The sequence below is a fragment of the Aquabacter sp. genome, assembly GCF_965279295.1.
Lineage (GTDB): Bacteria > Pseudomonadota > Alphaproteobacteria > Rhizobiales > Xanthobacteraceae > Aquabacter.
On the sequence record NZ_CBDIHQ010000013.1, the window covers coordinates 422083 to 448368 of the forward strand.

The 26286-nt window shown below is 65.7% G+C and carries 24 protein-coding genes; 13 read left to right on the plus strand and 11 right to left on the minus strand.

The genetic code is table 11. The annotated features are described in order from the left end of the window. The first annotated feature begins 58 nt into the window (after positions 1 to 58). From rsmI to ADADO0_RS08855, 4 genes are all read left to right on the plus strand, one after another. Positions 59 to 964 carry a 16S rRNA (cytidine(1402)-2'-O)-methyltransferase gene (rsmI, locus tag ADADO0_RS08840; protein WP_511304755.1) on the plus strand — a complete coding sequence of 302 codons (906 nt, stop codon included), beginning with the start codon at positions 59 to 61 and terminating at the stop codon, positions 962 to 964. Next, the gene (locus ADADO0_RS08845; RefSeq protein ID WP_511304756.1) at positions 957 to 1337 is read left to right on the plus strand and encodes a YraN family protein; all 381 of its coding nucleotides are present in this window, start codon (positions 957 to 959) and stop codon (positions 1335 to 1337) included. Before rsmI ends, ADADO0_RS08845 begins: the two co-directional genes overlap by 8 nt. 93 nt (positions 1338 to 1430) lie before the next feature. Continuing rightward, a complete protein-coding gene (gene gshB, locus ADADO0_RS08850) occupies positions 1431 to 2375 on the plus strand; it encodes a glutathione synthase (protein WP_511304757.1) in 945 nt (314 codons plus the stop codon). 52 nt (positions 2376 to 2427) lie between these two features. Beyond that, a complete protein-coding gene (locus ADADO0_RS08855; RefSeq protein WP_511304758.1) occupies positions 2428 to 2739 on the plus strand; it encodes a polyhydroxyalkanoic acid system family protein in 312 nt (103 codons plus the stop codon). Positions 2740 to 2742: 3 nt separating this feature from the next. Here ADADO0_RS08855 and ADADO0_RS08860 read toward each other — a convergent pair whose 3' ends face one another. Further along, positions 2743 to 3525: a class I SAM-dependent methyltransferase gene (locus tag ADADO0_RS08860; protein ID WP_511304759.1), complete on the minus strand. Its 783-nt coding sequence runs from the start codon at positions 3523 to 3525 to the stop codon at positions 2743 to 2745. 273 nt (positions 3526 to 3798) lie between these two features. Beyond that, positions 3799 to 5076 carry an MFS transporter gene (locus ADADO0_RS08865; RefSeq protein ID WP_511304760.1) on the minus strand — a complete coding sequence of 426 codons (1278 nt, stop codon included), beginning with the start codon at positions 5074 to 5076 and terminating at the stop codon, positions 3799 to 3801. 158 nt (positions 5077 to 5234) lie between these two features. Between ADADO0_RS08865 and ADADO0_RS08870 the strand changes: the two genes are divergently transcribed. Continuing rightward, the gene (locus tag ADADO0_RS08870) at positions 5235 to 6767 is read left to right on the plus strand and encodes a YifB family Mg chelatase-like AAA ATPase (protein WP_511304761.1); all 1533 of its coding nucleotides are present in this window, start codon (positions 5235 to 5237) and stop codon (positions 6765 to 6767) included. 106 nt (positions 6768 to 6873) lie between these two features. Here ADADO0_RS08870 and ADADO0_RS08875 read toward each other — a convergent pair whose 3' ends face one another. After that, on the minus strand, positions 6874 to 7500 hold the full coding sequence (locus tag ADADO0_RS08875) for a hypothetical protein (RefSeq protein WP_511304762.1): 627 nt from the start codon (positions 7498 to 7500) through the stop codon (positions 6874 to 6876). A 420-nt stretch (positions 7501 to 7920) separates the two neighbouring features. Here ADADO0_RS08875 and olsB point away from each other — a divergent pair, with 420 nt between their 5' ends. Both olsB and arfB read left to right on the plus strand, forming a co-directional pair. Beyond that, positions 7921 to 8913, plus strand: a complete 993-nt coding sequence (olsB, locus tag ADADO0_RS08880) for a l-ornithine N(alpha)-acyltransferase (RefSeq protein ID WP_511304798.1) — start codon at positions 7921 to 7923, stop codon at positions 8911 to 8913. A 111-nt stretch (positions 8914 to 9024) separates the two neighbouring features. Further along, a complete protein-coding gene (arfB, locus tag ADADO0_RS08885) occupies positions 9025 to 9447 on the plus strand; it encodes an alternative ribosome rescue aminoacyl-tRNA hydrolase ArfB (protein WP_511304763.1) in 423 nt (140 codons plus the stop codon). A gap of 4 nt (positions 9448 to 9451) precedes the next feature. Here the strand turns inward: arfB and recN are convergent, their stop codons facing one another. The 8 genes from recN to murB all read right to left on the minus strand — a co-directional run bounded on the left by recN (position 9452) and on the right by murB (position 19564). After that, positions 9452 to 11149, minus strand: coding sequence for a DNA repair protein RecN (gene recN / locus ADADO0_RS08890; protein WP_511304764.1), 1698 nt, complete (start codon positions 11147 to 11149; stop codon positions 9452 to 9454). 5 nt (positions 11150 to 11154) lie between these two features. Next, positions 11155 to 12012, minus strand: a complete 858-nt coding sequence (locus tag ADADO0_RS08895) for an outer membrane protein assembly factor BamD (RefSeq protein ID WP_511304765.1) — start codon at positions 12010 to 12012, stop codon at positions 11155 to 11157. A 346-nt stretch (positions 12013 to 12358) separates the two neighbouring features. Then, the gene (gene lpxC, locus ADADO0_RS08900) at positions 12359 to 13291 is read right to left on the minus strand and encodes a UDP-3-O-acyl-N-acetylglucosamine deacetylase (protein ID WP_511304766.1); all 933 of its coding nucleotides are present in this window, start codon (positions 13289 to 13291) and stop codon (positions 12359 to 12361) included. A 290-nt stretch (positions 13292 to 13581) separates the two neighbouring features. After that, on the minus strand, positions 13582 to 15267 hold the full coding sequence (gene ftsZ, locus ADADO0_RS08905) for a cell division protein FtsZ (protein WP_511304767.1): 1686 nt from the start codon (positions 15265 to 15267) through the stop codon (positions 13582 to 13584). Positions 15268 to 15355: 88 nt separating this feature from the next. Beyond that, entirely contained in the window at positions 15356 to 16645 is a 1290-nt protein-coding gene (gene ftsA, locus ADADO0_RS08910) for a cell division protein FtsA (protein ID WP_511304768.1), read from the minus strand. A 32-nt stretch (positions 16646 to 16677) separates the two neighbouring features. Then, positions 16678 to 17556: a cell division protein FtsQ/DivIB gene (locus ADADO0_RS08915; protein ID WP_511304769.1), complete on the minus strand. Its 879-nt coding sequence runs from the start codon at positions 17554 to 17556 to the stop codon at positions 16678 to 16680. A 59-nt stretch (positions 17557 to 17615) separates the two neighbouring features. After that, positions 17616 to 18536, minus strand: coding sequence for a D-alanine--D-alanine ligase (locus ADADO0_RS08920; RefSeq protein ID WP_511304770.1), 921 nt, complete (start codon positions 18534 to 18536; stop codon positions 17616 to 17618). A gap of 65 nt (positions 18537 to 18601) precedes the next feature. Next, the gene (gene murB / locus ADADO0_RS08925) at positions 18602 to 19564 is read right to left on the minus strand and encodes a UDP-N-acetylmuramate dehydrogenase (protein WP_511304771.1); all 963 of its coding nucleotides are present in this window, start codon (positions 19562 to 19564) and stop codon (positions 18602 to 18604) included. 158 nt (positions 19565 to 19722) lie between these two features. On the opposite strand from murB, the gene ftsW reads away from it, so the two are divergent. From ftsW to ADADO0_RS08955, 6 genes are all read left to right on the plus strand, one after another. After that, positions 19723 to 20901 carry a putative lipid II flippase FtsW gene (gene ftsW / locus ADADO0_RS08930; RefSeq protein WP_511304772.1) on the plus strand — a complete coding sequence of 393 codons (1179 nt, stop codon included), beginning with the start codon at positions 19723 to 19725 and terminating at the stop codon, positions 20899 to 20901. Next, on the plus strand, positions 20898 to 22019 hold the full coding sequence (gene murG / locus ADADO0_RS08935) for an undecaprenyldiphospho-muramoylpentapeptide beta-N-acetylglucosaminyltransferase (protein WP_511304773.1): 1122 nt from the start codon (positions 20898 to 20900) through the stop codon (positions 22017 to 22019). The genes ftsW and murG overlap by 4 nt, the downstream gene beginning before the upstream one ends. A 3-nt stretch (positions 22020 to 22022) precedes the next feature. Next, a complete protein-coding gene (murC, locus tag ADADO0_RS08940) occupies positions 22023 to 23438 on the plus strand; it encodes a UDP-N-acetylmuramate--L-alanine ligase (RefSeq protein ID WP_511304774.1) in 1416 nt (471 codons plus the stop codon). Between the two features lie 78 nt (positions 23439 to 23516). After that, entirely contained in the window at positions 23517 to 24404 is an 888-nt protein-coding gene (locus ADADO0_RS08945) for a cation diffusion facilitator family transporter (protein ID WP_511304776.1), read from the plus strand. A gap of 162 nt (positions 24405 to 24566) precedes the next feature. Further along, positions 24567 to 25319: an SDR family NAD(P)-dependent oxidoreductase gene (locus ADADO0_RS08950; protein ID WP_511304777.1), complete on the plus strand. Its 753-nt coding sequence runs from the start codon at positions 24567 to 24569 to the stop codon at positions 25317 to 25319. A 6-nt stretch (positions 25320 to 25325) separates the two neighbouring features. Next, entirely contained in the window at positions 25326 to 26279 is a 954-nt protein-coding gene (locus tag ADADO0_RS08955) for a DMT family transporter (protein ID WP_511304778.1), read from the plus strand. The last annotated feature ends 7 nt before the right edge of the window (positions 26280 to 26286 follow it).

Consider the following 26286-nt stretch of genomic DNA (forward strand, 5'->3'; position numbering starts at 1 on the left):
GTTTGGCGAGGGCGCCCGACAGGTGTCGCGCAGGCGTGAGAGGCATTAAGGTGCACACATGACACTTCGAGACGAACGCCCCCGCGCCTATGTCCTCGCCGGGACCCGCCTTTTCGCCAACCGGCCCGCTCCCGGCCTGCATGTGGTGGCGACACCCATCGGCAATCTCGGCGACATCGGCCTGCGCGCGCTCGAAATCCTCGCCGGAGCGGATGTAATCGCGTGCGAAGACACGCGCATGACTCACCGCCTCACCGACCGCTACGGCATCGAAACCCAGCTCATCCCCTATCATGACCACAACGGCGCCAGCATGCGCCCTAAAATCCTTGCCCGCCTCGCTGCCGGCGCCGCCGTGGCGCTGGTGTCGGATGCGGGAACGCCGCTGGTTTCGGATCCCGGCTACAAGCTGGTGGTGGAGGCGGCGGACGCAGGCTTCAAGATCCATCCTGTTCCCGGCGCCTCGGCGCTGCTGGCCGCGCTCGTGGCGGCGGGCCTTCCCACCGACCGCTTCCTGTTCGACGGCTTCCTCCCGCCCCGGGACGGGCAACGCCGCAACCGCATCACCGAGCTGAAGCCGATTCCCGCGACCCTTGTGCTCTATGAGAGCGGTCCCCGCCTGGCGGAAAGTCTGGCCGACCTTGCCGACATCCTGGGAAACCGCCCAGCCGCCGTATGCCGCGAGCTGACCAAGGCGTTCGAGGAGGTCCGTCGTTCCGATCTCGCGACGCTGGCCGCCCATTACGCCGAGGCGGGCGCGCCGAAGGGGGAAATTGTTCTGGTGATAGGCCCGCCAGCGGAGGAAATCGCGCAGGACGACGACGTGGACGCGGCCCTCGCCCGCGCCCTCGCCGATCTCTCCCTCAAGGATGCCGTAACCGCCGTGACCGGCCTCACCGGGCGGCCGAAGCGTGAGGTCTATGCCCGTGCGCTCGCCCTCACCCGGACCGACAGCGATGGATGAAGCCGCGGCCCGGATTGCCCGCCGGGCCGCTCACGCGCGGGGCCTGGCAGCGGAAGACCGGGCCGCACGGCTTTTGGAGGCATTGGGCTTCGTCATCCTTGAGCGGCGGGTGCGCACCAAGGCGGGGGAAATCGACCTCGTGGCGCGCCTCGAAGACCTGCTGGTGTTCTGCGAGGTGAAAGTGCGCGCCAGCCTTGAAGGCGCCGCTTATTCCATCCTGCCGCGCCAGCGCGCCCGCATCACCGCCGCCGCCGAAGCCTATCTCGCCGCACACCCGGAATTCGCGACCCTTGATGCCCGCTTCGACGCCGTGCTCGTCACCACCCACGGCAAAGTGCAGCATTTGCCCGGCGCATTCGAGATGGAGACATAGTGCTCGACCCTGGCGGGCGGAGCCGCGCAGTTATAGATAGAAGCCGAACGTCCTCTTATCCGCAGCGGCCCCGCCGCTCGCCGGAGTTTCCCCATGGCTCTTCAGGTCGCGGTCCAGATGGACCATATCTCGCGCATCAACATTGCCGGGGATTCCACCTTCGCGCTGCTTCTGGAGGCGCAGAAGCGCGGCCACGCGCTGGTTCATTATGTGCCCGACCAACTCGCCATGCGCGACGGGCAGGTGTTCGCCACCGTCGAGGATCTCACCGTTAAGGACGAGGTGGGTGCCCATTTCTCGCTCGGTCCGAAGCGCCGGGTAAGGCTCGACACCTATGACGTTGTCCTGCTGCGGCAGGACCCGCCGTTCGACATGGCCTATGTCACCTCTACTCACCTCTTGGAGCGCATCCAGCCCAAGACCCTGGTGGTGAACGACCCGGCCAATGTCCGCAACGCCCCGGAAAAGATCTTCGTCACCGACTTCCCCGAACTGATGCCGCCGACGCTGATCACCCGCGACCTCGCGGAGATCAAGGCTTTCCGCGCCGAGTTCGGCGACGTGGTCATGAAGCCGCTCTATGGCCATGGCGGCGGCGCCGTGTTCCGCCTCACGGCAGACGATCTGAATTTCGGCTCACTCTACGACTTCTTTGCCGTCACCTTCCGCGAGCCCTGGGTCATCCAGCGTTTCCTGCCGGCCGTGAAGCATGGCGACAAGCGCATCATCCTGGTGGATGGCGAGGCGGCGGGCGCAGTGAACCGTGTGCCGAGCGAAGGCGATCTTCGCTCCAACATGGTGCGCGGCGGGGCGGCAAAACCCACCGACCTGACCGACCGCGAACAGGAAATCTGCGCCCGCATCGGCCCCGCGCTGCGGGAACGCGGCCTGCTTTTCGTGGGCATCGACGTGATCGACGGCAACCTCACCGAGATCAACGTCACCTCCCCCACGGGGCTACGCGCCATCAAGCGGCTTGGCGGCCCCGATATCGCCGCCCAGATCTGGGACAAGATCGAGGAAAAGCGCCGCCTGTAGAACCTAAAGCGCCGCGCCGCAGTTCTCCTCGTCCAGACCACGGGACTTCCGCATGCCGCAGCCCATCTCCGTCTCCATCCCCCACCGCCTCGGCAAAGAGGAGGCCCTGCGCCGCCTCCAGACCGGCCTCTCCTCCGTGCGCCAACGCTTCGGCGACAAGCTGAGCGTGATGGAGGAGACCTGGGTGGGCGATCACCTCGACTTCCGCGTGGCCGTGATGGGCCAGGAGGCGTCCGGCCTGCTCGATGTCGCGGAAGACGCCGTGCACCTCCAGGTGCAGCTTCCCTGGCTGCTGCACATCATGGCCGAGAAGGCCAAGGCGCTCATCGACCGCCAGGGCCGCATCCTGCTGGAAAAGAAGTGAGGTTCAGGCCGGGGTCAGCGTAAGCGTCATGGTATCGACGGTGAAAGTGCCGTCCGCCTCCAAGTCGAAATGGGCGCGAACCTCCTCGGAAGCCTTTGCCTGCAAGGAGCGGATCGCCGCGACGTGAAGTTCGGGGGTGGCGATCCGTGTGATCCAAGGCAGGAATTCCAGCCGTAGCCTGCGCTCGACCACTTCCTGTACCTGGAAGCCTTCCGTCTGGGCGGCCCTGGTCCATTCCATCAGCGAATAATCCCGCACATGGGAGGGATCGCGCAGCAGTTCCACGCTCTGGAGGTACGTGTCCAGAAGCGGGCTGGCCGGCGCGATCACGTCCATGAAGATCGCGCGCCCGCCCTTCTTCAGCACGTTGCGCGCATGGGCAAGGCCGGATGGCAGGTGCTGCCAGTGATGGGCGCTATAGCGAGACACCACGAAATCGAAGCTGCTTTCGGCGAACGGCAGGTCTTCCGCCACGCCCTGGACCGGAACGATATTGGTCAAGCCCCGCCGCGCGGCCTCTTCCGTCACGGCCCTCAGCATGTCAGACGATAGGTCGTAAGCGACCACTTCCGCCACATGGGGCGCAACCGTGAAGCTTACGTGCCCGCCGCCGCAACCCAGATCCAGCACACGGGCGGCGCCCCGCTCGGCCATCAATTGGGCCAGGGCTTGGAGATCCTCGCCCTTGGCATGGACCACGCTGGTGACATAAGCGGCCGCCTGTGGGCCGAACTGGCTCGCGACCAGATCCTGGATGCTCGCGGCACGCGCTTGGCTGGTGTTCATTCTGGCCTCAGTAGTGTCGGCAGGGCGTTCGACCGGTTCGCTCATAATGCGGCGACGGCAACACACAGGACGATAAGGGCAAGGGCAATTGGGGCGAACCACAGAGCCTTTATCGCGGCATATTTGAGGCCGCCGGCCGTGCGGCACGGCTGTGTGAGGGCCAGCTGAGGTCGGGTGTGGTGCACGGGAAATCTCCTTTCCCCGACCCTCCCACCCCTCACCGTAAGGGCACCATCTGCAATGTGGCGCCGCCTCGTAAGCTCGGCATAAGGCTCAGGCCGGCGACTTGTCCCGATCCGGATGGTGGAACAGCAGAACAAGGATCACCGAAGAGAACGCCAGCGCCGCCATCAGCAGGAAGCAGTCCGTGAACGAGCCGCGCAGCCCCAGCACCCAGCCGGTGAGAACCGGCGCCAGGAAGCCGGCGACTGCGAAGGCGAAATCCATGATGCCCAGGGCCGTGGCAGCGCGTTCCGGCACGATATCCACGTTGACGGCGTAGTACGCCGCGTTCGACCCCATGGAGGCGGCAACCGCAACCGTGATGCCGACGATGGCGACACCGAGATTATCGCTGAACGCCACAGGTATCACCGCCAGCGCGGCGATGAGTTGCGAGCCGGCGATCAGATAGCTCCGCGCCACCCGCAGCCGCCCGGTGGTCTTCAAAAGATGGTCCGACCACCGCCCCAGCGCCCAGAGGGTGATCGCAGCGGCAAGCCAGGGCGCCACGGTGAACAGGCCGACGGTGGCAAGTTCCAGCTTGTAGACCTGGTGGAGATAGCTCGGCAGCCAGCTCATGAAGAAGAACAGGAAATAGCCGAACACGAAGAACGCCCAGTAATTCACCACAAGCGTCCGGTTGGTGAGCAGCATGCGAATCACAGCGCGCTCCGGTAGCTTAAGCAGCGCGTGGGAAGTCTTTGCCGTTTCCTGGTCCTTGCGGATATAGGCAAGCTCCGCTGCATTGACGTGGCGCGAGCGCGCCGGGTCGTCACGAAACAGAAAATACCAGAGCGGTACCCACGCGATCGACAGCACGAACAGCACAGTGAAGGTCCCTCGCCAGTCGAGAACGGCGAGAAGCTGGGTGACCACGGGTCCGCCGATGGCAAGGGCGATGGGAACCGCCACCAGGGCATTGCCCAGCGCCGTCGCCCGCTCGTGTGGCGCCAGCCAATTGCTGACCGCGCCGGTGAGGGCTGGAAAGTTCGGCCCCTCCGACACGCCCAGCAGCACCCGCGCCGCATAAAGGGCAAAGAAGCCGTTGGCGGCGGCCGTGAGGCCGATGGACAGGCTCCACAGGACGGCCGCGATGGTGAGCACCAACCGGGCGCCGTAGCGGTCCACCGCGAAGCCGCCGATCAGCGTCGTCACCGCGTAGCCGAGGCCAAAGGCGCCAAGGATCGTGCCTGCATCGGACTTCGACAGTCCGAGGGTCTGCTCCATCATGGGGATGGCATAGGAGATGGCGGCGCGGTCGACATAGTTCACCACCGTGATGGCGAACAGCAGGAAGATCACCACCCAACGGAACCGCGTCGCGACCATCCAGCCCTCCCCGCCAGTTCCGCCGGCGTTGGCTCTTAGCCTAAAGGTTGTGCGGCGGAATGGAAGCTGGCACACACCCTAGATGTTCTTAATATGTTCTTGCCCTCTTTCTGGCGCTCCGATAGTCTTTGCGGATCCTGGGTTGTGGGGAGATTGGCGTGATCCAGCGGGTGGCGACAGTCGCATTCGAGGGCGTCGAAGCACGGCCTGTCGACGTGCAGGTGCACGTCGCACCCGGATTGCCAGCCTTCACAATCGTAGGCTTGCCTGACAAGGCCGTGACCGAGGCGAAGGAGCGGGTGCGCGCGGCGCTGATCGCATCGGGTCTGGCTTTGCCGGCACGGCGCATCACCATCAATCTCGCGCCTGCCGACCTGCCCAAGGAAGGCTCTCATTACGACCTGCCGATTGCCCTGGGGCTGATGGCCGCCATCGGCGCCATCCCGTCCGATTGCCTCAAAGGCTTCACCGTGGTGGGCGAACTGGGGCTCGACGGCTCGATCGCGGCGGTGGCCGGCGTCCTGCCCGCCGCCATCGGCGCCAATGCACGCGGCCATGGCCTCATCTGCCCAGCGGCCTGCGGCGCCGAGGCGGCGTGGGCCAGCCCGGACATGGATATTCTCGCCCCGCTTTCGCTGATCCAGCTCGCCAACCACGTCACCGGCCGGCAGGTTCTGGCGCGGCCCGACCCGCGCATGAGCCGGGGATCGGACAATCTGCCGGACCTTCGGGACGTGAAAGGCCAGGAGACCGCCAAGCGTGCCCTGGAGGTCGCAGCGGCCGGCGGACATAATTTGCTTTATGTCGGCCCGCCGGGCGCCGGAAAATCCATGCTGGCGCAGCGCCTGCCCTCCATCCTTCCGCCGCTCACGCCGGCGGAGATGCTCGACGTCTCGATGATCGCCTCAGTGGCGGGCACGATTCAGGACGGGGCGCTGGTGGATCGGCGCCCGTTCCGCGCCCCGCACCACTCCGCCTCCATGGCCGCCATGGTCGGTGGTGGCATGAAGGCACGGCCGGGCGAGGTATCGCTGGCGCATCACGGCGTGCTGTTCCTGGACGAACTGCCGGAATTCTCGCCCCAGGTGCTCGATTCCCTGCGCCAGCCCCTGGAAACCGCCGAGGTGTTGATCGCCCGCGCCAATCATCGCGTGACCTATCCCGCGCGCTTCCAGTTGATCGCAGCCATGAACCCCTGCCGCTGCGGCAAGGCTGGTGAGCCGGGCTTCACCTGCAAGCGCGGCCCGCGCTGCGCCGAGGATTACCAGGGCCGGCTCTCCGGCCCCTTCCTCGACCGCATCGACATCTATCTCGAGGTTCCGGCCGTGACCGCTGCGGATCTTGTCTTGCCTGCGCCGGCCGAAGGCTCGCGGGAGGTGGCGGCGCGCGTGGCCGCGGCTCGCGCCCTTCAGGCGGAGCGGTACGCCGCCCTCGACCGGCCCGATATCCGCACCAATGCCCGTGCCGATGGCCCGCTACTGGAAATCGTGGCCAGTCCCGATGCCGCCGGCGCCGCGCTGCTGCGGGATGCGGCGGAAGCGATGCGTCTGTCCGCGCGCGGCTATCACCGGGTGCTCAAGGTGGCGCGCACCCTTGCAGACCTCGACGGGGCCGAAACGCTCGGCCGCCGCCATCTCGCCGAAGCCCTCGCCTATCGCGCACTCGCCGACCGGACCCGCCTCGCAGCGTAATCGCGGGGCGGGAGACGGCCCGCCCCTAGCGTGCCGCCCCGAGCGCGAGGGGCTTCTCGTTCACCCGCCGTCTTAGACGGAGACTTGCCGGTCAAAGCGCGACCCGTCAGTTCACGGTGTTGATGGCAACACCTTCGTAGTAGCGGATCTGGCACAGATCGCCGATCGACACCTGCTGTAGATCAGCAAGCACATTGGCGTCTGCAGCCTTCACGGTGCGCACGAAACCATCGATGCCCTCGAAGCTGATGGTCCCGGCCGTCTTGTTGATATCCACCAGCATCGAGGTGATCGTTACCTCTCGGAAACCAAAATCCTGCGGCCAGCCCGGCAGTCCGGCGTCCAGCGCCACTTCCGCCGAAACCTCGCCCGGACGCCCCTGGCGTGCCTTGCCGAGATAGGTCACCACCGCCGGCAGCACCCGGATAACCAGGCTCTGGCTGTTGGCGAGTCTCATGACATCACCCATCATGGGCGGCACCAGCACCGACCACCTTTTGCCCCAGCTCCCCTCAAGGACCACCCGCCGGGTCACCGGGTCCGCGGACACGAACTGCGCCTTGTAGGTCAGCACGTTCATGACGCCGACGCCGGGCACCTCGATGGGCGTGACCGAATTCGGCACGGGCCGCGGCTGCGCCTGTGCCGATTCGAAGCCGGCAAAAAGCGAGAGCATCCCCAGCGCCGCACCAAGCACCCGCGCCATGGTCTTCCTGTTAGGTAACATAGCCATCCCAATCCCCTGCATGATCTGTCGCGCCCGGACAAATCGTGGTCAGCGTGAGCCAACTAACAATTGACCCTGAACCGCGTTAACCCATTGCCCTGCCGGCCATTCCGGGCTCCTTTCGGAAACCGCCGGTCGGCTGGCCGGCAGCATCGCGCAAAAGGATGAACAAGCTATCCAAAGCCCGGCAGCGATATTCTTTCATTGTCACATGACCGTATGAAACTTATGTTGAAGCTGTCCTTCACGCGGAAGGCGGCGCATCTGGTGTCACCGGCGCGTATTGAGCTCGTCATGACGGACCGCCGACGGCCACTATAAACCGTCGCCCGTCAGCGACGGCCCAAGGAGGGGGTCGTTGCTATGAAACGCCAAGTTGCACCCGATCCTCAGCAGCCCCCCGCCGGCTTCAATATCCCGGCGCTGATGGGGCGCGGCATCGATCTCGCCAAAGAGAGCTTTGCTCGCTTTCCCGGCCCCTTCGCCTGGGCCGAGAGTGCGTTCGCCGAGGGCGGCATGCCCGGCTTGAACGGGCCGCAGAAGCTGGTTTCAGACTTACGGGCCTATTCTGGCATCCGTCATCGTGAGGCGGTGCCATTTGGTGAGCCGACACTGCTCGGTCGCCTCGGCGCGCTGGAAGTGCGTCTTGCCCGCACCGCGCGGGACGTGAGGCGCGCCCAGCGGCTGCGCTACAAAGTGTTCTACGAGGAAAAATCCGCCATCCCCGACGGCCCCGCCCGTCTCGCCCGGCGCGATGTGGATGCCTTCGACACCATCTGCGACCATTTGCTGGTGCTGGATCACGATGCAGGCGAGATGGTGCTCGGTCGCCGCAAGCCCAAGGTCGTGGGCACCTATCGTCTGCTGAAGCAGGACGTGGCCCAGCGTCATGGCGGCTTCTACACCCAGGGCGAATTCGACGTCGCCCGCATCATCGCGGCCCATCCCGGCCTGCGCTTTCTGGAACTTGGCCGCTCCTGCGTGTTGAAGCCCTACCGCAACAAGCGCACGGTGGAACTGCTCTGGCACGGCGTCTGGGCCTATGTGCTGCGCAACCGCATCGATGTGATGTTCGGCTGCGCCAGCCTGGAAGGCACCGACCCGCAGGCGCTCGCCCTGCCCTTGTCTTTCCTGCATCACCACGCTGCCGCGCCCGAGGAATGGCGCGCCAGTGCATTGCCGGCCCTTTATGAGCGCATGGACCTCCTGCCGAAGGACGGCATGGACCTCAAGGCGGCCATGCATTCACTGCCGCCGCTCATCAAGGGTTATCTGCGCATCGGCGGATATATCGGCGATGGCGCGGTGGTGGATCATCAGTTCGGCACGACAGACGTCATGGTCATCCTCCCGCGATCGGCGATCTCGCCCCGCTATGTCGAGCATTTCGGGCCGAGCGCGAACCGTCACGCCATTTGACGCCTTCTGGCGCGGCCATTGCGCCTGAGCGCAGGCTGCGTCATTGAAAGGGCTTCCTCGCCGCCTGAGGCCAGAACCCGGCCATAGCCCGATGCCGCAAAACCGTTGCCTATGATCGAGATCACCCCCCGAGTCTCCATCTCCGAAGACGAGATCGAGATGACCTTCGTTCGCGCCTCCGGTCCGGGTGGGCAGAACGTCAACAAGGTCTCGACGGCGGTGCAATTGCGGTTTGACGCGCGCACCTCGCCCAATCTGCCGGACGGCGTGAAGCTGCGGCTGGTGCCAATCGCCGGTAGCCGGATGACGCAGGACGGGGTCATCGTCATCCACGCCCAGCGTTTCCGAAGCCAGGATCGCAATCGGGAAGACGCCATCGGGCGGCTGGTCGAACTGATCCGCGAGGCCACCATCGTTGCGCCGCCGCGCCGCAAAACCCGTCCGACCCTTGCTTCAAAGGAACGTCGCCTCGCCTCCAAGGAGCGGCGGGGCGACGTGAAGCGTCTGCGCCAGGGAAGGCCCAAGCTGGATTGAGGGCTCAGGCGGGCGCTGCAGCCGCATCCAGCAGGCGGTCGGCCGCTGCACGCGCCTCGGCGGTAATGCTGGCCCCTGCCAGCATCCGCGCGATCTCCTCGCGTCGCTCTGCATTGCCGAGCGTGGAGACGCGGGTGGAAACCGGCCCATCTGCCGCCCCCGCATCCCCCACCCCGGTCGACGCCTTGGCGATGAGGAAGTGATTGTCGGCCCGCGCTGCCACCTGGGGTGCATGGGTGACGGCAAGCACCTGAACCCGGCCGGACAGGCGCGCCAGCCGCTGGCCGATGGCATCCGCCACCGCCCCGCCAACACCGGTATCGATTTCATCAAATATAAGGGTGGGCGCCGAACCCCGGTCGGCCAGCACGACCTTCAACGCCAGAAGGAAACGCGCGAGTTCGCCCCCGGAAGCCACCTTCATCATGGGGCCGGCTCGGGTGCCGGGGTTGGTGCGCACCCAGAATTCCACGCGGTCCAGGCCCTCCGGCCCGGCGGTTGTGGAGTCACTCTGCAATGCCACGGAAAACAGCGCGCGCTCTAGCTTGAGTGGGGGCAGTTCGGCGTTGACCGCCCCTTCGAGGCTCCGTCCGGCAACTTTCCGATCCGCCGATAGCGCGGCAGCTGCGGTGTGGTAGGCCCCCTCTGCGGCGGAGGCGGCACGATCTAGCTCCGCGAGGCGCGTCGCGCCGCGATCCAGCGCGGCAAGGTTTGCCGCAAAGCGCGCGGCCAGACCTGGCAGATCGTCGATGGCACCGCCGTATTTGCGCGATGCGGCGCGCAGCGCGAACAGGCGCTCCTCGATGCGGTCCAGCTCATGGGGATCGAAAGCGGCATCCCGAAGCGCGGCTTCAAGATGCGAGCGGGCACTTTCGAGCGCATCCAGCGCAAGATCGATCGCCTCGACAGCAGGACGCACCAATTGCTGCGATTCGCCTGCCCGGCGTTCTAGCCGTCGAACGGCGGCAGCGAGGGAGGGCACAGGCGAACCGCCGCCACCCACCGCATCCAATGCTTCCGCGAGATCCGACGCGATCTTTTCCGAACGCATCATGAAGGTGCGCCGTTCGGCGAGGGCCGCTTCCTCGCCCACCTCGGGCGCAAGCGCATCCAGTTCCGCGACCGCGTGGCGGATAAAGTCGGCATCCCGCGCCGCCAGTTCCAGGCGGGTGCGTTCCTCGCCTGCGGCGGCAAGCGCCGCGCGCCAACCGCGCCAAAGGCCTGAGACGGCCTCGGCACGGGCTGTGAGGCCGCCGAATGCATCCAGCAGCGCGCGGTGGGTCGCCGGGTTCACCAGCGCGCGGTCGTCATGCTGCCCGTGAAGCTCGATCAGGCATGCGGCGAGAGAGCGTAGGGTCTGCACGCTGACAGGCTGTTCGTTGATGGTGGCACGCGTGCGCCCATCGGCCATCTGCACCCGACGCACAACGAGTTCGCCTTCATCGGCGATATCAGCGCCGGCAAGCAGAGCTCGCGCGGGATGATCGAGCGCGACATCAAATACCGCCGTGACCTGCCCCTTGGCTGCACCTTGTCGCACCAGGGCGCCGTCGCCTCGCCCCCCCAGGGCAAGAGAGAGGGCGTCAAGCAGGATCGACTTACCGGCGCCCGTCTCGCCGGTGAGGACAGTGAGACCTTCATTCAGCGCGAGATCGAGCTTCTCGATCAGAACGATGTCCCGGATCGAGAGAGACGAGAGCATGGATGTCAGCCGAGCCCGAGTTTCTTGAACGCCTGGCTGATCCAGGAGCCCTTGTTTTCCTTCGGCTCGCCGCCGCCCTGCTGCACCAGCCGGTAGGCGTCCTTGTACCAAGGGCTGTCGGGGAAATTGTAGCCGAGCACAGCCGCCGCGGTCTGCGCCTCGCTGACGATGCCGAGCGCCATATAGGCCTCTGTGAGGCGGAACAGCGCCTCCTCGACCTGGCGGGTCGTCTGGTATTGTGTCACCACAACCTTGAAGCGGTTGATGGCACCCGTGTAGTTGCGGTTTTCCAGATAATAGCGGCCGATCATCATTTCCTTGCCGGCCAGCTGGTCACGCGCCACTTCCACCTTCTTCTTGGCAGAGGCGGCATATTCGGTGTTGGGATATTTGCGGATCACCTCGTCGAGCGCATCGAGCGCCTGGCGTGTCGACCGCTGGTCGCGGGTGATGTCAGGGATATTGTCGAAATAGGCCGACGCAACGAGATAGGTGGCATAAGGCGCATCGGCCGAGCCCGGATGTAGCGCCAGATAGCGTTTGCCGGCGGCGATCGCCTCGTCGTATTTGCCGGCCTCGTAATAGACGTAGGTGTCCATGAGGAGCGCCTTGCGGGCCCATTCCGAATAGGGATGCGTGCGATCCAGATCCTCGAAACGCTTGGCGGCGGCGACCAGTTCGCCCTTGCGCATGAGGGTGAGGCCCTCATTGTAGATTTTCTCCGCCGGCTCATCGGGCGCCAGCACATCGTCCTTATCGCTGGCGCAGCCGGCGAGGCTGCACGCGACCAGGAATACGCCGAGCAGCCCCAGCGCACGCATGCGCACGGTGCTCACATAAGCAGCGTCAGAGAAAAGGCGCATCACATGAAGATCCAATTCCAAGCCGGCGCCTCATCCATGCCCCGGCATAGCGAACGCCAGTGCCTCGGGCCAAGAAGCCACCATGAACGCGGCTAACGGCGCTTTCCGACGGCATTGTGGCGCGCAGGTGTGAAGAGACGGCAAATGTCGCGATAAGGCAAATAGGCCGCAATCGCCACACGCTTATTTCGAGGGTGTTTGAACGGGATAAGCGGCTCCGGCTCCCCACCTTAGGCATTTTCTCCGGACCGGCCGCTGCCAGCCGGTTCAAAATGCCCTGAAGGAAGTCGTCTCGCAATATCCCAGCTCGGGCAAGTCTTGACCGATGCGTCGGAGCAAGGCGCCCTCAACGCTCCGGGGCGAAGGCAAGAACCGGGGCGCCAACGGCCAGTTCCGCGCCTTCGCGGCGGCTGCGGGCCGGGGCTTCGACAATGGCGAAGGCCGAACGGTCGGCGAGGAGCGCGTCCACAACCTGGAAATTCAGCTTGTGGCCGCCACGGAAGGAACGGTAACGCGCCAGCAGCGGCAGGCCGGCAAGGGCGAGATCACCCACCGCGTCCAGAGCCTTGTGGCGCACGAACTCGTCAGCGAAGCGCAGACCCTCGGGATTGAGGATACCGTCTGCATCCAGGCACACGGTGTTTTCCAGCGAGGCGCCACGGGCGTAGCCGGCGCTGCGCAGCCGCTCCACATCGCGCAGAAAGCCGAAGGTGCGAGCCTTGGACAGATCGCGTCGGAACATATCGGGGGTCAGGGTCCCCGCGAATCGCTGGTGCCCGATCATGGCGTGATCGAATTCGATCTCCACTTCGAGGCGCAGGCCGGCGTCATAAGGGGTCAGTTCGCCGAAGGAGGCGCCGTTTTCCACGCGCACAGTCCTCAGGACCTTGAGGTAGCGGCGACGCGCACCCAGCTTGGCGACACCCACCGTATCCACTGCAGCCACGATGGGCGCGGCGCTGCCGTCGAGGATCGGCACTTCCGGGCCGTCGATTTCCACCTCGGCATTGTCGATGCCGAGCCCGGCAAATGCAGAAAGGGCATGCTCAACTGTGGAAACCACCGCCCCGGAGCGATCTCCGAGCACGGTCGCAAGGTCGGTGGCCTGCACCGACTGCCGGGAGACGTTGATTCTACGGGGGGCCTGATCGGCGAAGGTGCGGGAGAAGACGATACCGGTATCAGCAGCCGCAGGCTTGAACGTGAGGTTGGCCTCGACGCCACCATGGACGCCAATACCCCTCAGGGCGATCTTGCCAGCGAGCGTTGTCTGCTGCATCTCGGAAGCCATCCGCTTCAGGAACATCTCAAAGCCCGAGGGCTGATTTGCGCCTGCCTCTAAAGTTTCACGCCCCTTACACATTTTCGCCGATTAGGCAGGATCAACTCCGCCACATCTGGGTTGTGTAAGGTTCGAGCGAGAACCTAGACGGCTTGCTGCGCTGCGCCAAATCACGCTTGCTTACCGCCTGTTACCGAGGCTCGATCTTAATTTTCTGTTTCTTATCAAATGCTTACACCCCGAACTGAGTTCGGGGTGTAAGCCAATGTTACATGCAGCAGGGTTAATCAGTTCGCCTGGCGACGCAGGAAGGCCGGGATTTCGAGCTGGTCTTCCTCATGCCCCGGGTGAGTCGGCTGGCGGGTCGGAACCTCAGCAGCGGGACGCGCCGGGGGACGCTTGGCGAACTCCGACACCGGCTCGGCGCGCGCCGCAGGGCGGGCGGCAGGCGGTGCAGGCGAACGCATCGTCGGCTGGCTCGCGCGGGGCGCGGGCTCGGCCTCTTCCGTGTGGCGTCCCATTCCCACATTCGCGAGACGCTGCAGCAGCGTCATCTTCTTCTGCTCGACCACAGGCTCTCCACGCTGAGCACGGATCTGATTCTGGGCGGGCATCGGGAGTTCGTCCACGCGCGGCATGCGCTGGGTGCGCGGGCGCTGCGCCTGGGGCGGGATATAGGGCGCGAACTCGTCTTCCTGATGCACGGGGGCCGACTGGGTCGGCTGCTCGGGCTCGGAGAAGAAGGACGGCTTGGGGGTCGCGGCGCGGATCGTCACCTCGTCAATCGCCACCGACTGCTGCGGCGCAGGGGCCGGCGCGGGCTGCGGCGCTCGGGACTGGGTGGGCATTTCCAGCGACATCAGGTCTTCCGCCGAAATCGCGGCCACCGCGCTGCGGATCTGGGCCTCGCGGGCCTGCTCCACGGCGACACGGCCGGCGTTCGACATCTTGCGGCCCTGGAGGTCCGGCAAACGGTCGGTATTGTGCTGGATCTGCTCGGGGACCACAGCCGGATCGATGCCGGTGGCGACAACCGACACGCGGATGATGCCGTCCAGCGACTTGTCGAAGGTGGCGCCGAGAATGATGTTGGCGTCGGGGTCCACTTCCTCGCGGATGCGGGTCGCCGCCTCGTCCACCTCGAACAGCGTCATGTCCTCGCCGCCGGTGATCGAGATCAGCAGGCCGCCGGCGCCGCGCATGGAGGTCTCGTCCAGCAGCGGGTTGGCAATTGCCGCTTCAGCCGCCTGGATGGCGCGCTTGTCGCCGGACGCCTCGCCGGTGCCCATCATCGCCTTGCCCATGTCGCGCATCACGGCGCGCACGTCGGCGAAGTCGAGGTTGATGAGTCCTTCCTTCACCATCAGGTCGGTGATGCAGGCAACGCCGGAATAGAGCACCTGATCGGCCATCGCGAAGGCGTCGGCGAACGTGGTCTTCTCGTTGGCGACCCGGAACAGGTTCTGATTCGGGATGACGATCAGGGTGTCGACCGTCTTCTGCAATTCATTGATGCCGTGCTCGGCGACGCGCATGCGGCGCTGGCCCTCGAAGTGGAAGGGCTTGGTCACCACGCCCACCGTGAGGATGCCCAGTTCGCGGGCCGCGCGGGCAACGACAGGTGCGGCGCCCGTACCGGTGCCGCCGCCCATGCCGGCGGTGATGAACACCATGTGCGAACCGGAAAGATGGTCGCGAATTTCGTCGAGGACTTCCTCGGCGGCGGCGCGCCCGACTTCAGGCTGCGAACCGGCGCCGAGACCTTCGGTGACGGCAACGCCCATCTGCACCAGGCGTTCGGCCTTGGAGAGCGAAAGCGCCTGTGCGTCCGTGTTCGCAACCACGAACTCCACACCGGACAAGCCGGCGGTGATCATGTTGTTAACGGCGTTCCCGCCGGCACCACCGCAACCGAAAACGGTGATCCTGGGCCGCAACTCCCGAATGTCGGGCATCTGAAGGTTGATCGACATGTTCTCACTCCGTAGCGCCCGAAGCGCCGTGCCGTCGTCCGAATCCGAGGCTTGAAGATGAGTTAAGCCTGAACTGGGTTAACCATCTCTAAAAACTATCCTTCAACCAGCGTCCGACGCGGCCGAAATATGTTCCGTTCTCCGCGCCGACCGCTTGGCGGCGACGCGGCTCGAAATGTTCGAGCCCGGCCACCTGCGGGTAGACCAGCAGTCCGGCGGCAACCGCGAACGCAGCGCCCCGCGCGGCCTCCGGCAGCCGGGACACCCCGAGCGGCCGTCCGATCCGCACCTGCGGCCCGATCACCCGGGCCATCAGATCCGGCAATCCCTGCAATTGTGCCGCACCCCCCGTAAGAACGAGGCGGCGGCCAGCATCGCCCGCATGGCCCGAGGCCTTGAGGCGATCGCGAATCAATTCGACGATCTCCTCCGCCCGTGGCTTTACGATCGTCACGAGGCGGGATTTCGGAACCATGTTGTGCTGGTCCCGGTCGTCTCCCGACAAGGCGGGGATGGTCAGCATGTCGTGGTCGTCCGAGGACACCGCGACGACTGCGCCGTGCAGCGCCTTGAGTCGCTCGGCGTCGGCGAGGCGGGCGGGTAGGCCGCGCGCCATGTCGTTGGTGATGTGCTGGCCGCCCAGCGCGATGCCGTCCACATACATGCAATGGCCGCCGGAAACGACCGAGAAGGTGGTGGTGCCCGCGCCCATGTCGATGAGGGTGACGCCCAGTTCCATCTCATCATCGGTGAGCGAGGAGAGCGCCGCCGCATAGGGGGCGCTGACCATGGCCTCGATGCCGAGATGGCAGCGTTCCACGCACAACACCAGGTTCTTCAGCGAGGTGAGGTCGCCCGTCACCACATGCATGTCGACGCCAAGCTCTTTCCCGAGCATGCCGCACGGCTCGCCGATGCCGCGCCGTCCGTCCAGGGAATAGCCCACCGGCAGCGCATGCATTACGGCGCGGCCATCGCCCACCGCATAGGTGGAGGCGGCTTCCAGCACGCGGCGGATGTCGAATTCCTCGACGGCCGGCGCGGTGAGCCGCACCGCCGCCTCATAATGCTGGGAAGCGAGCCGCGCGCCGGACACGCCGACGATCACCGAGGCGATCTGAACCCCTGCGGCACGCTCCGCCATGTCCACCGCCTGGCGCACCGCAAGCTCGGCGCGGGCCATGTCCACCACCGCGCCGCCCTTCACGCCGTGGGCGCGCGTGTGGCCGATGCCGAGCACGTCGATGGAATGGGTGCGCCGGTGCAGCACGTCCGAAGCGCCGCGCGGCTTCAGCCGGGCGATGGCGCACACGATCTTGCTGGTGCCGATGTCTAGCACCGCGATGATCCCGCTCTTCTTGGGCGGAATCGGGCGCATCTTTGGGGCGAACCCCTGAGTGAGCCGGTGCCTCACGCGGCCCCTCCCTTTTTGGCTTTGGCCTTGGCCTTCAGCACCTGCACCCGTGCGTCGTAGGCGGTGTCCGAAAGGCGCACCACGACACGGTCGGGCAATCTGAGATCGACAATGGAAATGTCGCGCGAGAGCAGTTTCTTCTCGCGGTCGAGATCCGCGAGTTCAAGAAGGGCTTCGTTCACCCCCTCTTCGGGAAGGCGCACGTCGATGCCGTTCCGCAACTTCAGTGTCCAGCGCCGGTCCGCCACCAGGATCGCCGCACGCACCTGATCGCGCAGGGTCGGCACGCGGCCGAGTGCCTCGACGATTTCGCCGACCTGCTTCTGCGCGCCCTCGCCGACGACGATGGGCAGGTTCACATAGCGCGAATCGTCGGAATAAGGGGCGATCGGCATGCCGTCGCGGGCGATCACCTGGATCTGGCCATTGAACTGCCAGAGCGCATAAGCCTCGCGCTCCACCACCGAAATGTCGATGCGATCCGGATAGAGCTTGCGCACACTGGCGCTGGCGATCCAGGGCATGGATTCGAGCCGGGCGCGGGTCGCGTCGGCATCGACGAAAAGAATTGAGGTGGTGGGCTTGATGCCGGCGGCGGCGAGGATTTCCGGCGGCGTGACATGGTTCTGTCCGGATAGATTGACCTGCCGCACCTTGAAGCCCGCCACGTTACCCGCGACGTCTCCCAGGTCCACCAGAACCCCCTCGGCCTCCTCCATGTGCCCGCCCAGCACCATGCCGTAGATACCGAAGCCGCCGATCACCGCGATCGCCAGCAAGCTGGCGCCGCGCCGGCCGATGCGCGAGGCCCCGAGCCGCACCGTCAGGCGCCGCAGGAACAGCGCCGTTCGGCTTGCCGGGGCAGGCTCGCGCATGGGCACGGGCTTGCGCCGGGGTTGCTGCTGTGGCTGGCCCTGACCGGGCCTGGGGGCCCTCAACGGTCCAGCGATGCGTCCTCCACCATCCATGTCACAAGCTCGCCGAACGATATGCCCGCATGGGCGGCCAGTTCAGGCACCAGAGAGGTCTCGGTCATCCCAGGGTGCGTGTTGACTTCGAGGCAGACGAGGCCGGATGCATCCCCGGCTCGATCGTCGTATCGGAAGTCAGCACGGGAAATGCCCCGGCATCCGAGCGCCCTATGCGCCGTCACCGTAAGTATCCGCACCTGTTGGTAAACTTCGGGTAAAATACGGGCAGGAAGAATGTGCTTTGAGCCGCCCTTCGCATATTTAGATTCGTAATCGTAAAAAGCCTGGGTCGCCTCGATTTCGGTGACGGCGGATGCCTCACCCCGAATCACCGCGCAAGTCAGCTCCAGGCCGGGAATGAATTTTTCCGCCAGCAGTGATTCGCCGTGGTTCCAGTCGTCACGGTGCAGCTCCTGCGGCGGATGGGTCTGGTCCTCGCGCACGATGAAGACGCCGACGCTGGACCCCTCGGCCACGGGCTTCAGCACATAGGGCGGCTCCATCACATGGCCCTTGGCTGCGTCCGCGCGGGACACCACGAAGCCCGCCGCTACCGGCACGCCGGCCGCCGCCAGCACCACCTTGGCCTGCGCCTTGTCCATGCCGAGAGCGGAGGCCAAAACCCCTGAGTGGGAATAGGGGATGCGCAGGATCTCCAGGAGGCCCTGGATGATGCCGTCTTCGCCAGGCGTTCCATGCAGGGCATTCAATGCCACATCCGGCCTCAGCCGCATGAGGACCTCGGCGATATCACGCCCCACATCCACCCGCGTGACGCGATAACCGGCGCCTTCCAGGGCGAGGGCGCACCCTTCGCCCGAGCGCAAAGAGACCTCTCGCTCGGCGGACCAGCCGCCCATAAGCACCGCAACGTGTTTCGGCATGAAATTGTCCTGTGAGGGCGTCTGGAAGCGCGAACCATTAAACGCCACACAGCGTTTGCAATTTCCTAAGCGGCAGCTTCACCCGCCGACAACGGCACGCCGATGCGCTTGATTTCCCACTGCAGCGAAACACCCGACGTCTCCAGCACCCGCCGGCGCACCTCTTCGCCGAGCCCCTCGATCTCCGCTGCGGTGGCGCCGCCGAGATTGATGAGAAAATTGGTGTGCATTTCGGAAACCTGCGCCTTGCCGATCGTCAGCCCCCGGCACCCCGCCGCATCCACCAATTGCCAGGCTTTGCCTTCGGGCGGATTGGTGAAAGTGGAACCGCCGGTGCGGCTTTTGATGGGCTGTGTCGCTTCCCGAGAAGAGGTGATCCGCTCCATCTCGGCGGCGATCTCGGCTGGGTCGCCGTTTTCGCCCTGGAACAGAGCCTGGGTGAAGATGAAGTCTTCCGGCGCATGACAATGGCGGTAGGTGAAGCCCATGTCGGCATTGGAAAGGTCATGCACCGTGCCGTCGCGCGCCACCGCCCGGCAAGAGACCAGGGCGTCCTTGACCTCGCCGCCATAGGCCCCGCCATTCATCCGCAGCGCGCCGCCGATCGCGCCGGGAATGCCGCGCAAGAAGGCGAGGCCCTTCAGTCCCGCATCCACCGCCGCCCGCGCCACTTTCACATCCGGCGCGCCCGCGCCCGCGTGAATGCGCGTGCCCTCCACGGTGATCGCGCCGAATCCCTTTCCAAGCCGCACCACCATTCCCGGCACGCCGCCATCACGGATGATGAGGTTGGAACCGAGGCCGATCACCATCACCGGCAGGTCGGCGGGGATACCGGCCATGGCATAGGAAAGATCCGCCTCGTCCGCCGGCTCGAACAGCACCTGCGCCGGGCCACCCACACGGAACCATGTGAACCCCGCGAGAGGCGCATTCGCCACCAGCCGTCCGCGCAGGCCGGGTAGGGCGGCGGCAAGATCGGGGACGAGGTCTGGAAAACCTGAGGTATTTGTCGGATCGGTCGTCATCGCGCCGCTTTAGAGCCTTGCGCGGACCAAAGCCAACCTTAATGCCTGACTTGGATGGGTGGGGTGGATGCGCGTGAGCCCGCGTCTTTAATCCCACGTCAACCAAGCTGGCCCATTCTGCCGAGAAGCGTCCCAACACCCCCCGGAGTTCTCGCCCCATGATGTCGCGCGCCGATCGCACCGTGCTCAGCGAATGGTGGTGGACGGTGGACCGCCTGCTGCTCGGCACCCTGTTCGTGCTGATGACCATCGGCATCGTGCTGTGCCTCGCGGCCAGTCCGCCGATCGCCGCGCGTCTCGGCATCCCCGATCCATTCCACTTCGTGCAGCGTCAGGTGCTGTTCCTGGTTCCGGCGACGGCTGTGATGCTGTTCACCTCTTTTCTATCGCCGCGCACCATCCGCCGCGTCTGCGTGGTGGTGTTCCTGGTATTTCTCGCCCTGCTGTGCGCCACTTTGGTGATCGGCCCCGAGGTGAAGGGCGCTCGGCGCTGGCTGATGATCGCCGGCATCACCATTCAGCCCTCGGAATTCATCAAACCGGCCTTCGTCGTGCTGGCGGCATGGCTGTTCGCGGAAAGCGGCAAGCGTCCCGAAATGCCGGCGCAGCTTCTCGCCATTGGCCTGCTCGCGTCGGTGATGCTGCCCCTCGTGCTACAGCCGGACTTTGGCCAGACCATGCTGCTGACCCTGGTGTGGGGCACCCTGTTCTTCCTCGCCGGCCTGCGCTGGATCTGGATGGTGGGCCTGATCGGCTTCGCCGGCGGCGGTGCCTTGCTGGCCTATCAGGTCGTGCCGCATGTAAAGAAGCGCATCGACCGCTTCCTCGATCCGGCTTCCGGCGACACCTACCAGATCGATACGGCGCTTGAGAGCTTCCGCCATGGCGGCTGGTTCGGCCAAGGGCCGGGCGAGGGCACGGTGAAACGCATCCTGCCCGACGGCCACACCGACTTCGTATTCGCAGTAGCGGCAGAAGAATTCGGCATCATCCTGTGCCTGATCCTGCTCTGCCTGTTCGCCTTCATCATCATCCGAAGCCTGACCCGCGCACTCGACGAGCAGGACCCGTTCGCCCGCTTCGCCGCCACCGGCCTTGCGCTGCTATTCGGCCTCCAGGCCTCCATCAACATGATGGTGAACGTGCACCTGATGCCCGCGAAAGGCATGACGCTGCCGTTCATTTCATACGGCGGCTCCTCGCTGATCTCGCTGGCGTTCGGCATGGGCATGCTGCTTGCGCTCTCGCGGCGCCGGCCCGGCGCGGCCGCACTGGCCGCCCTCAGCGATCCCCCCGCCGATCCGCGCGCCAACTCCGGCATCGCAGGCGCCACATGAGCGCACCGCTGGTGCTGCTCGCGGCCGGCGGCACGGGCGGGCATCTGTTTCCCGCCGAGGCATTGGCAGCCGTACTCGTGACGCGCGGCTTCCGCGTGGACCTCGTCACCGATTCCCGCGCCGCGCGCTATGCCGGCGCCTTCTTGGCGGGCGAGCTTCACGTTCTGCCGGCGGCGACCATCCAGGGCCGATCGCCGATTGCCCTGGCGAAGACCGCCCTGACCCTCTCTGCCGGCTTTCTCTCCGGGCTGGCGCTGATGCGACGGCTGAAGCCGGCCGTGGTCGTGGGTTTCGGCGGCTATCCGACGCTACCCCCGGTTCTGGCTGCGCGCTTTTCCGGCGTTCCGACGCTGATCCACGAAGCCAACGGCGTGATGGGCCGCGCCAACCGCATGCTGGCGCCACGCGTCACCGCCATCGCAACCGGGTTTCCTGGCGTATGCGCGGGCGAACCCGCGCTGGCTGAAAAGGCGGTGTGGACCGGAAATCCCCTGCGCCCCGCGGTAATCTCGGCCGCCGCCTTGCCTTTTCCGGCGTTGAAGGCGCGGTTCAATCTTCTCGTATTTGGCGGCAGCCAGGGTGCGCGCGTCATGTCGGACATCGTGCCGCCCGCCGTTGCGTTGCTCGATTCTGCCGTGCGGAGTCGTTTGTTTGTCGTCCAGCAGGCCCGCGAGGAAGACCTCTCGCGGGTGAGCGCTGCGTATGACGCAGCCGGTGTCGCCGCCGAGATCGCGCCATTCTTCACAGACTTGCCGGCACGCATGGCGGCCGCGCATCTGGTCATTTCCCGCTCCGGTGCCTCCACCGTGGCCGAGCTTGCCGCGATCGGCCGCCCCTCCATATTGGTGCCGCTGCCGCATGCACTGGATCAGGATCAGGCCGCCAACGCCAAATCCCTTGAAAAGCTCGGCGCCGCCCTGCTTCTCCCCCAAGGCGCCTTCACGCCCGAACGCCTCGCAGGCGAACTCACCCGCCTTGCGGCCAGCTCCCAGCCATTGACGGAAATGGCGCGAGCGGCGAGAAGCGCCGGCGCGCTCGACGCTGCCGACCGGCTGGCGGATGTGGTTGAGCGCCTTGCGCGGGGGGCGCAGGCGGTGTCGCTCGAAGGAAAGTCATAAGACATGAAGCTCCCCCTGGCCCTGGGCTCCATCCACTTCGTCGGCATCGGCGGCATCGGCATGAGCGGCATCGCCGAGGTGCTGCACAATCTTGGATATCAGGTGCAGGGTTCGGACGTGGCCGAGAGCGCCAACGTCAAACGCCTGCGTGAGAAGGGCATCGCCGTCACGGTGGGCCACAACGCCACCAACGTGGACGCGGCGGACGTGGTGGTGGTCTCTTCCGCCATCAAGCGCGACAATCCCGAGCTTCTAGCCGCCCGCGCCCGCCGCCTGCCGGTGGTGCGACGCGCCGAGATGCTGGCCGAACTGATGCGCCTGAAAAGCTGCGTCGCCATCGCCGGCACCCACGGCAAGACCACCACGACCTCGCTGGTGGCGACACTGCTTGACGCCGGCTCCATGGACCCCACGGTCATAAACGGCGGCATCATCAATGCTTACGGCACAAACGCGCGCCTGGGCGATGGCGACTGGATGGTGGTGGAGGCCGACGAAAGCGACGGCACCTTCCTGAAGCTGCCAGCGGAAGTGGCGATCGTCACCAACATCGACCCCGAGCATCTCGACCATTTCAAGACCTTCGACAGGGTGCAGGACGCCTTCAAGGCGTTCGTGGAGAACGTGCCGTTCTACGGTTTCGCCGTGATGTGCATCGACCATCCGGTGGTGCAGGCCCTGGTCGGGCGGATCGAGGACCGGCGCATCATCACCTATGGGGAGAACCCGCAGGCCGACGTGCGCCTGGTCGACGTCGACCTGAAGGGCGGCATCACCAAGTTCAACGTGGTGTTCCGCGACCGTGCCGGGGAAACCACCCGCCGCATCGACGGGCTGCGCCTGCCGATGCCGGGCAAGCACAACGCCCTCAATGCCACCGCCGCTATCGCAGTCGCCCATGAGCTGGGCGTATCGGACGCGCGTATCGTCGAGGCCATCGCTCAGTTCGGCGGCGTGAAGCGCCGGTTCACCCGCACCGGGGAATGGAACGGCGTCACCATCTTCGATGATTACGGGCACCATCCGGTTGAAATCGCCGCCGTGCTGCGCGCCGCCCGCGCCGCCAGCGAGGGGCAGGTGATCGCCGTGGTGCAGCCGCACCGCTACAGCCGCCTTGCTTCGCTGTTCGACGATTTCTCCACCTGCTTCAACGACGCCGATCACGTCATCGTCGCCCCGGTCTATGCAGCAGGCGAGGCGCCCATCGCCGGCGCCGACCGCGACCATCTGGTCCAGGGCCTGCGCGCGCGCGGCCACCGCAGCGTGACGGCTTTGGAGGGGCCGGAAGCCCTCGCCGGTCTGGTCGCTGGCCTCGCAAAGCCCGGCGACTATGTGATCTGCCTCGGCGCCGGCAATATCACCCAATGGGCCTACGCCCTCCCCAATGAACTCGCAGGCGGCGTCGCAGAGGCACGATAAGTTTCCAAAGTTGCAGTGCAGCGAAAGAGTCGATAGGCAGGCGCCATCCGCAGCGAGGCACCAGGGAGCAAGGCCAGAATGACGCGCGCGCTCTGGGTTGCCGCTGGCAGCGTGGTGATCGGCCTCGTGGTTTTCGCCCTCAAGGGCGCCGCCTGGTGGGTCACGGGTTCCGTGGCGCTGCTGTCCGATGCGCTGGAAAGCATCATCAATATCGCCGCGTCACTCGGCGCCCTGCTGGCGCTGCGCATCAGCGCGCGGCCCGCGGACGACAACCACCCCTATGGACACCACAAGGCGGAATATATTTCCGCCGTGGTCGAGGGGGTGCTGATCGTTCTGGCGTCAGGCTCGATCATGCGGGAGGCCTATATCGGCTTCCTCAACCCGCGCCTTCCCGAACAACTGCTCCAGGGCGTCATGCTCAATGGCGCAGCGACCGTCATCAACGCCGCATGGTGCACGGTGCTGATTCGGTTCGGCCGCAAGTGGCGCTCGCCCGCCCTTGTGGCGGACGGCCGACACCTGATGACAGATGTGGTGACCTCGGTCGGGGTGCTGGCAGGCTTCGTCCTCGTGCCGATTGTTGGATGGCCCCAACTCGACGCGGTGCTGGCCGGCGCAGTCGCCCTCAACATTCTTTGGACCGGCTGGAGCCTGATGCGCGAATCGGTGGGCGGCCTCATGGACGAGGCGCCCCCGGCCAATGTCGTGGCGCGTATCAAGGAATTGGTCTCGATCCACGCCGCCGGCGCCATTGAGGCCCATGATCTGCGTACCCGTCACGCCGGGCGCATGACTTTCGTGGAGTTCCACCTGGTGGTGCCGGGCGACATGAGCGTCGCCGACGCACACGAGATCTGCGATCGGATCGAGCAGGCGTTCGAAGCGGACATGGAAGACATGATCATCACCATCCATGTCGAGCCGGATGGCGAGGCGAAGCATCGCGGCGTGGTGGTGCTTTAAGCATCCAGGCCGCGCTCGGAGCTCCCGATGCCCCGCGCCCGACGCATGAGCGCGGCTCTGCCATATGCGAAACTAAAGCCTTCCCGCCCGCGCGCGGTCGCGGTATCCCATCTAATCGATTAAGGCCGGGCACCCCAACACGGCCGCATCCCAGGGAAATCCATGCCAAACGCCATCAATCTCGAAGATCGCTGTGCCGTCATTACCGGTGGCGCGCAGGGCATCGGCTTGGCCATTGTCGAGCGGTTCCTCGGCTCCGGTGCCAGGGTCGCCATTTGGGACCGTGACGCGGATCTGGCCCACAGGGTGGCCGGCCAACTCGGGCTCGACCGGGTTATCCCCGTCGAAGTCGACGTGACCTCGCTGGATGAGGTGGAGCGGGCCGTGAAGGAGACCCTCGCGGCGCTGGGGCGCATCGACATATTGGTCAACAATGCCGGCATTTCCGGCCCCAATGCCAAGGTATGGGACTATCCACCGGATGCCTGGGCGCAGGTGCTGGCCGTCAATCTCACTGGACCGTTCAACTGTTGCCGGGCGGTGGTGCCGACCATGATCGCGCAGAATTACGGGCGCATCGTCAATGTCGCATCCATCGCCGGCAAGGAAGGCAATCCCAATGCCTCGGCCTATTCCGCATCCAAGGCAGGGGTGATCGCTTTGACCAAATCACTGGGCAAGGAACTGGCGGAATACGATATCGCCGTGAATTGCATCACCCCCGCCGCCGCCAAGACCGCCATCTTCGACCAGATGACGCCGGAGCATATCGGCTACATGCTCGCGAAAATCCCCCGTGGTCGTTTCGTAAAGGTGGAAGAGGTGGCCGCCACCGTCGCCTTCGCCGCATCGGCCGACTGCTCCTTCACCACCGGCGCGGTCTTCGACCTCTCCGGCGGTCGCGCAACCTATTGAGACGCCATGCGCCCTTCCGCTGACCCCGGTGGGGCGCCCGCCGATCCCGGTTCCAGTCCGCCGCCCTTCAAGAGCGGCTCGACCATGGCCGGCATCGCCCTGATGTGCTGCGCTGTCAGCAGCTTTGCCGTCACGGACGCGACGGCGAAATGGCTTTCCGGCCACACCAGCGTGTTCATGATCGTGTGGGCGCGCTACGTCATCCACCTCGTCCTGTCGCTCATTGTCTTCAATCCGTGGACAGTTCCGGGCTTGCTGCGGACCCGCCGCCCCGGCCTGCAGATCATCCGCTCGGGCCTCCTATTCGCCACCACCGCGCTGAATTTCTTCGCGCTCCAGTTCCTGCAATTGGACCAGACCGTCTCCATCATGTTCTCCGCGCCATTCTTCGTCGCCCTGTTCGCCGGGCCGATGTTGGGGGAATGGGTGGGCACGAAACGCTGGGTGGCGATCATGGTGGGCTTTGCCGGCATTCTTCTGGTTGCCCAACCGGGCGAGGGCATCCACCCCGCCGCTTTGCTCTCGCTTGGTGCGGCGATCACCTATGCGCTCTACGGCATCACCACCCGCATGCTGGCGCGGTACGATCCGACGCCCACCACGCTGTTCTATTCGTCCCTCGTCGGCTCCGTCGTCGCGACTCTCCCGCTGCCCTTCGTATGGCAGACGCCGCAGGAACCCATCGTCTATGCCGCCATGCTGGAGTTGGGCGCGGTGGCCGGCACGGGCCATTTCATGCTGATTCTCGCCCATGCGCGGGCGCCCGCCGCGACGCTGGCGCCGTTCATCTATGTCCAGATCCTGGGAATGGTCCTGCTTGGCTGGTTGCTGTTCAACGATGTGCCGAGCCACTGGACCTTGGCGGGGGCGAGCATCGTGGTGGTTTCAGGCATCTACCTTCTGCTGCAGGAGCGAAGGGATCGCGCCCGTGAAACGCTCGATTCCACCTTGCCGGACTGATCCGCTG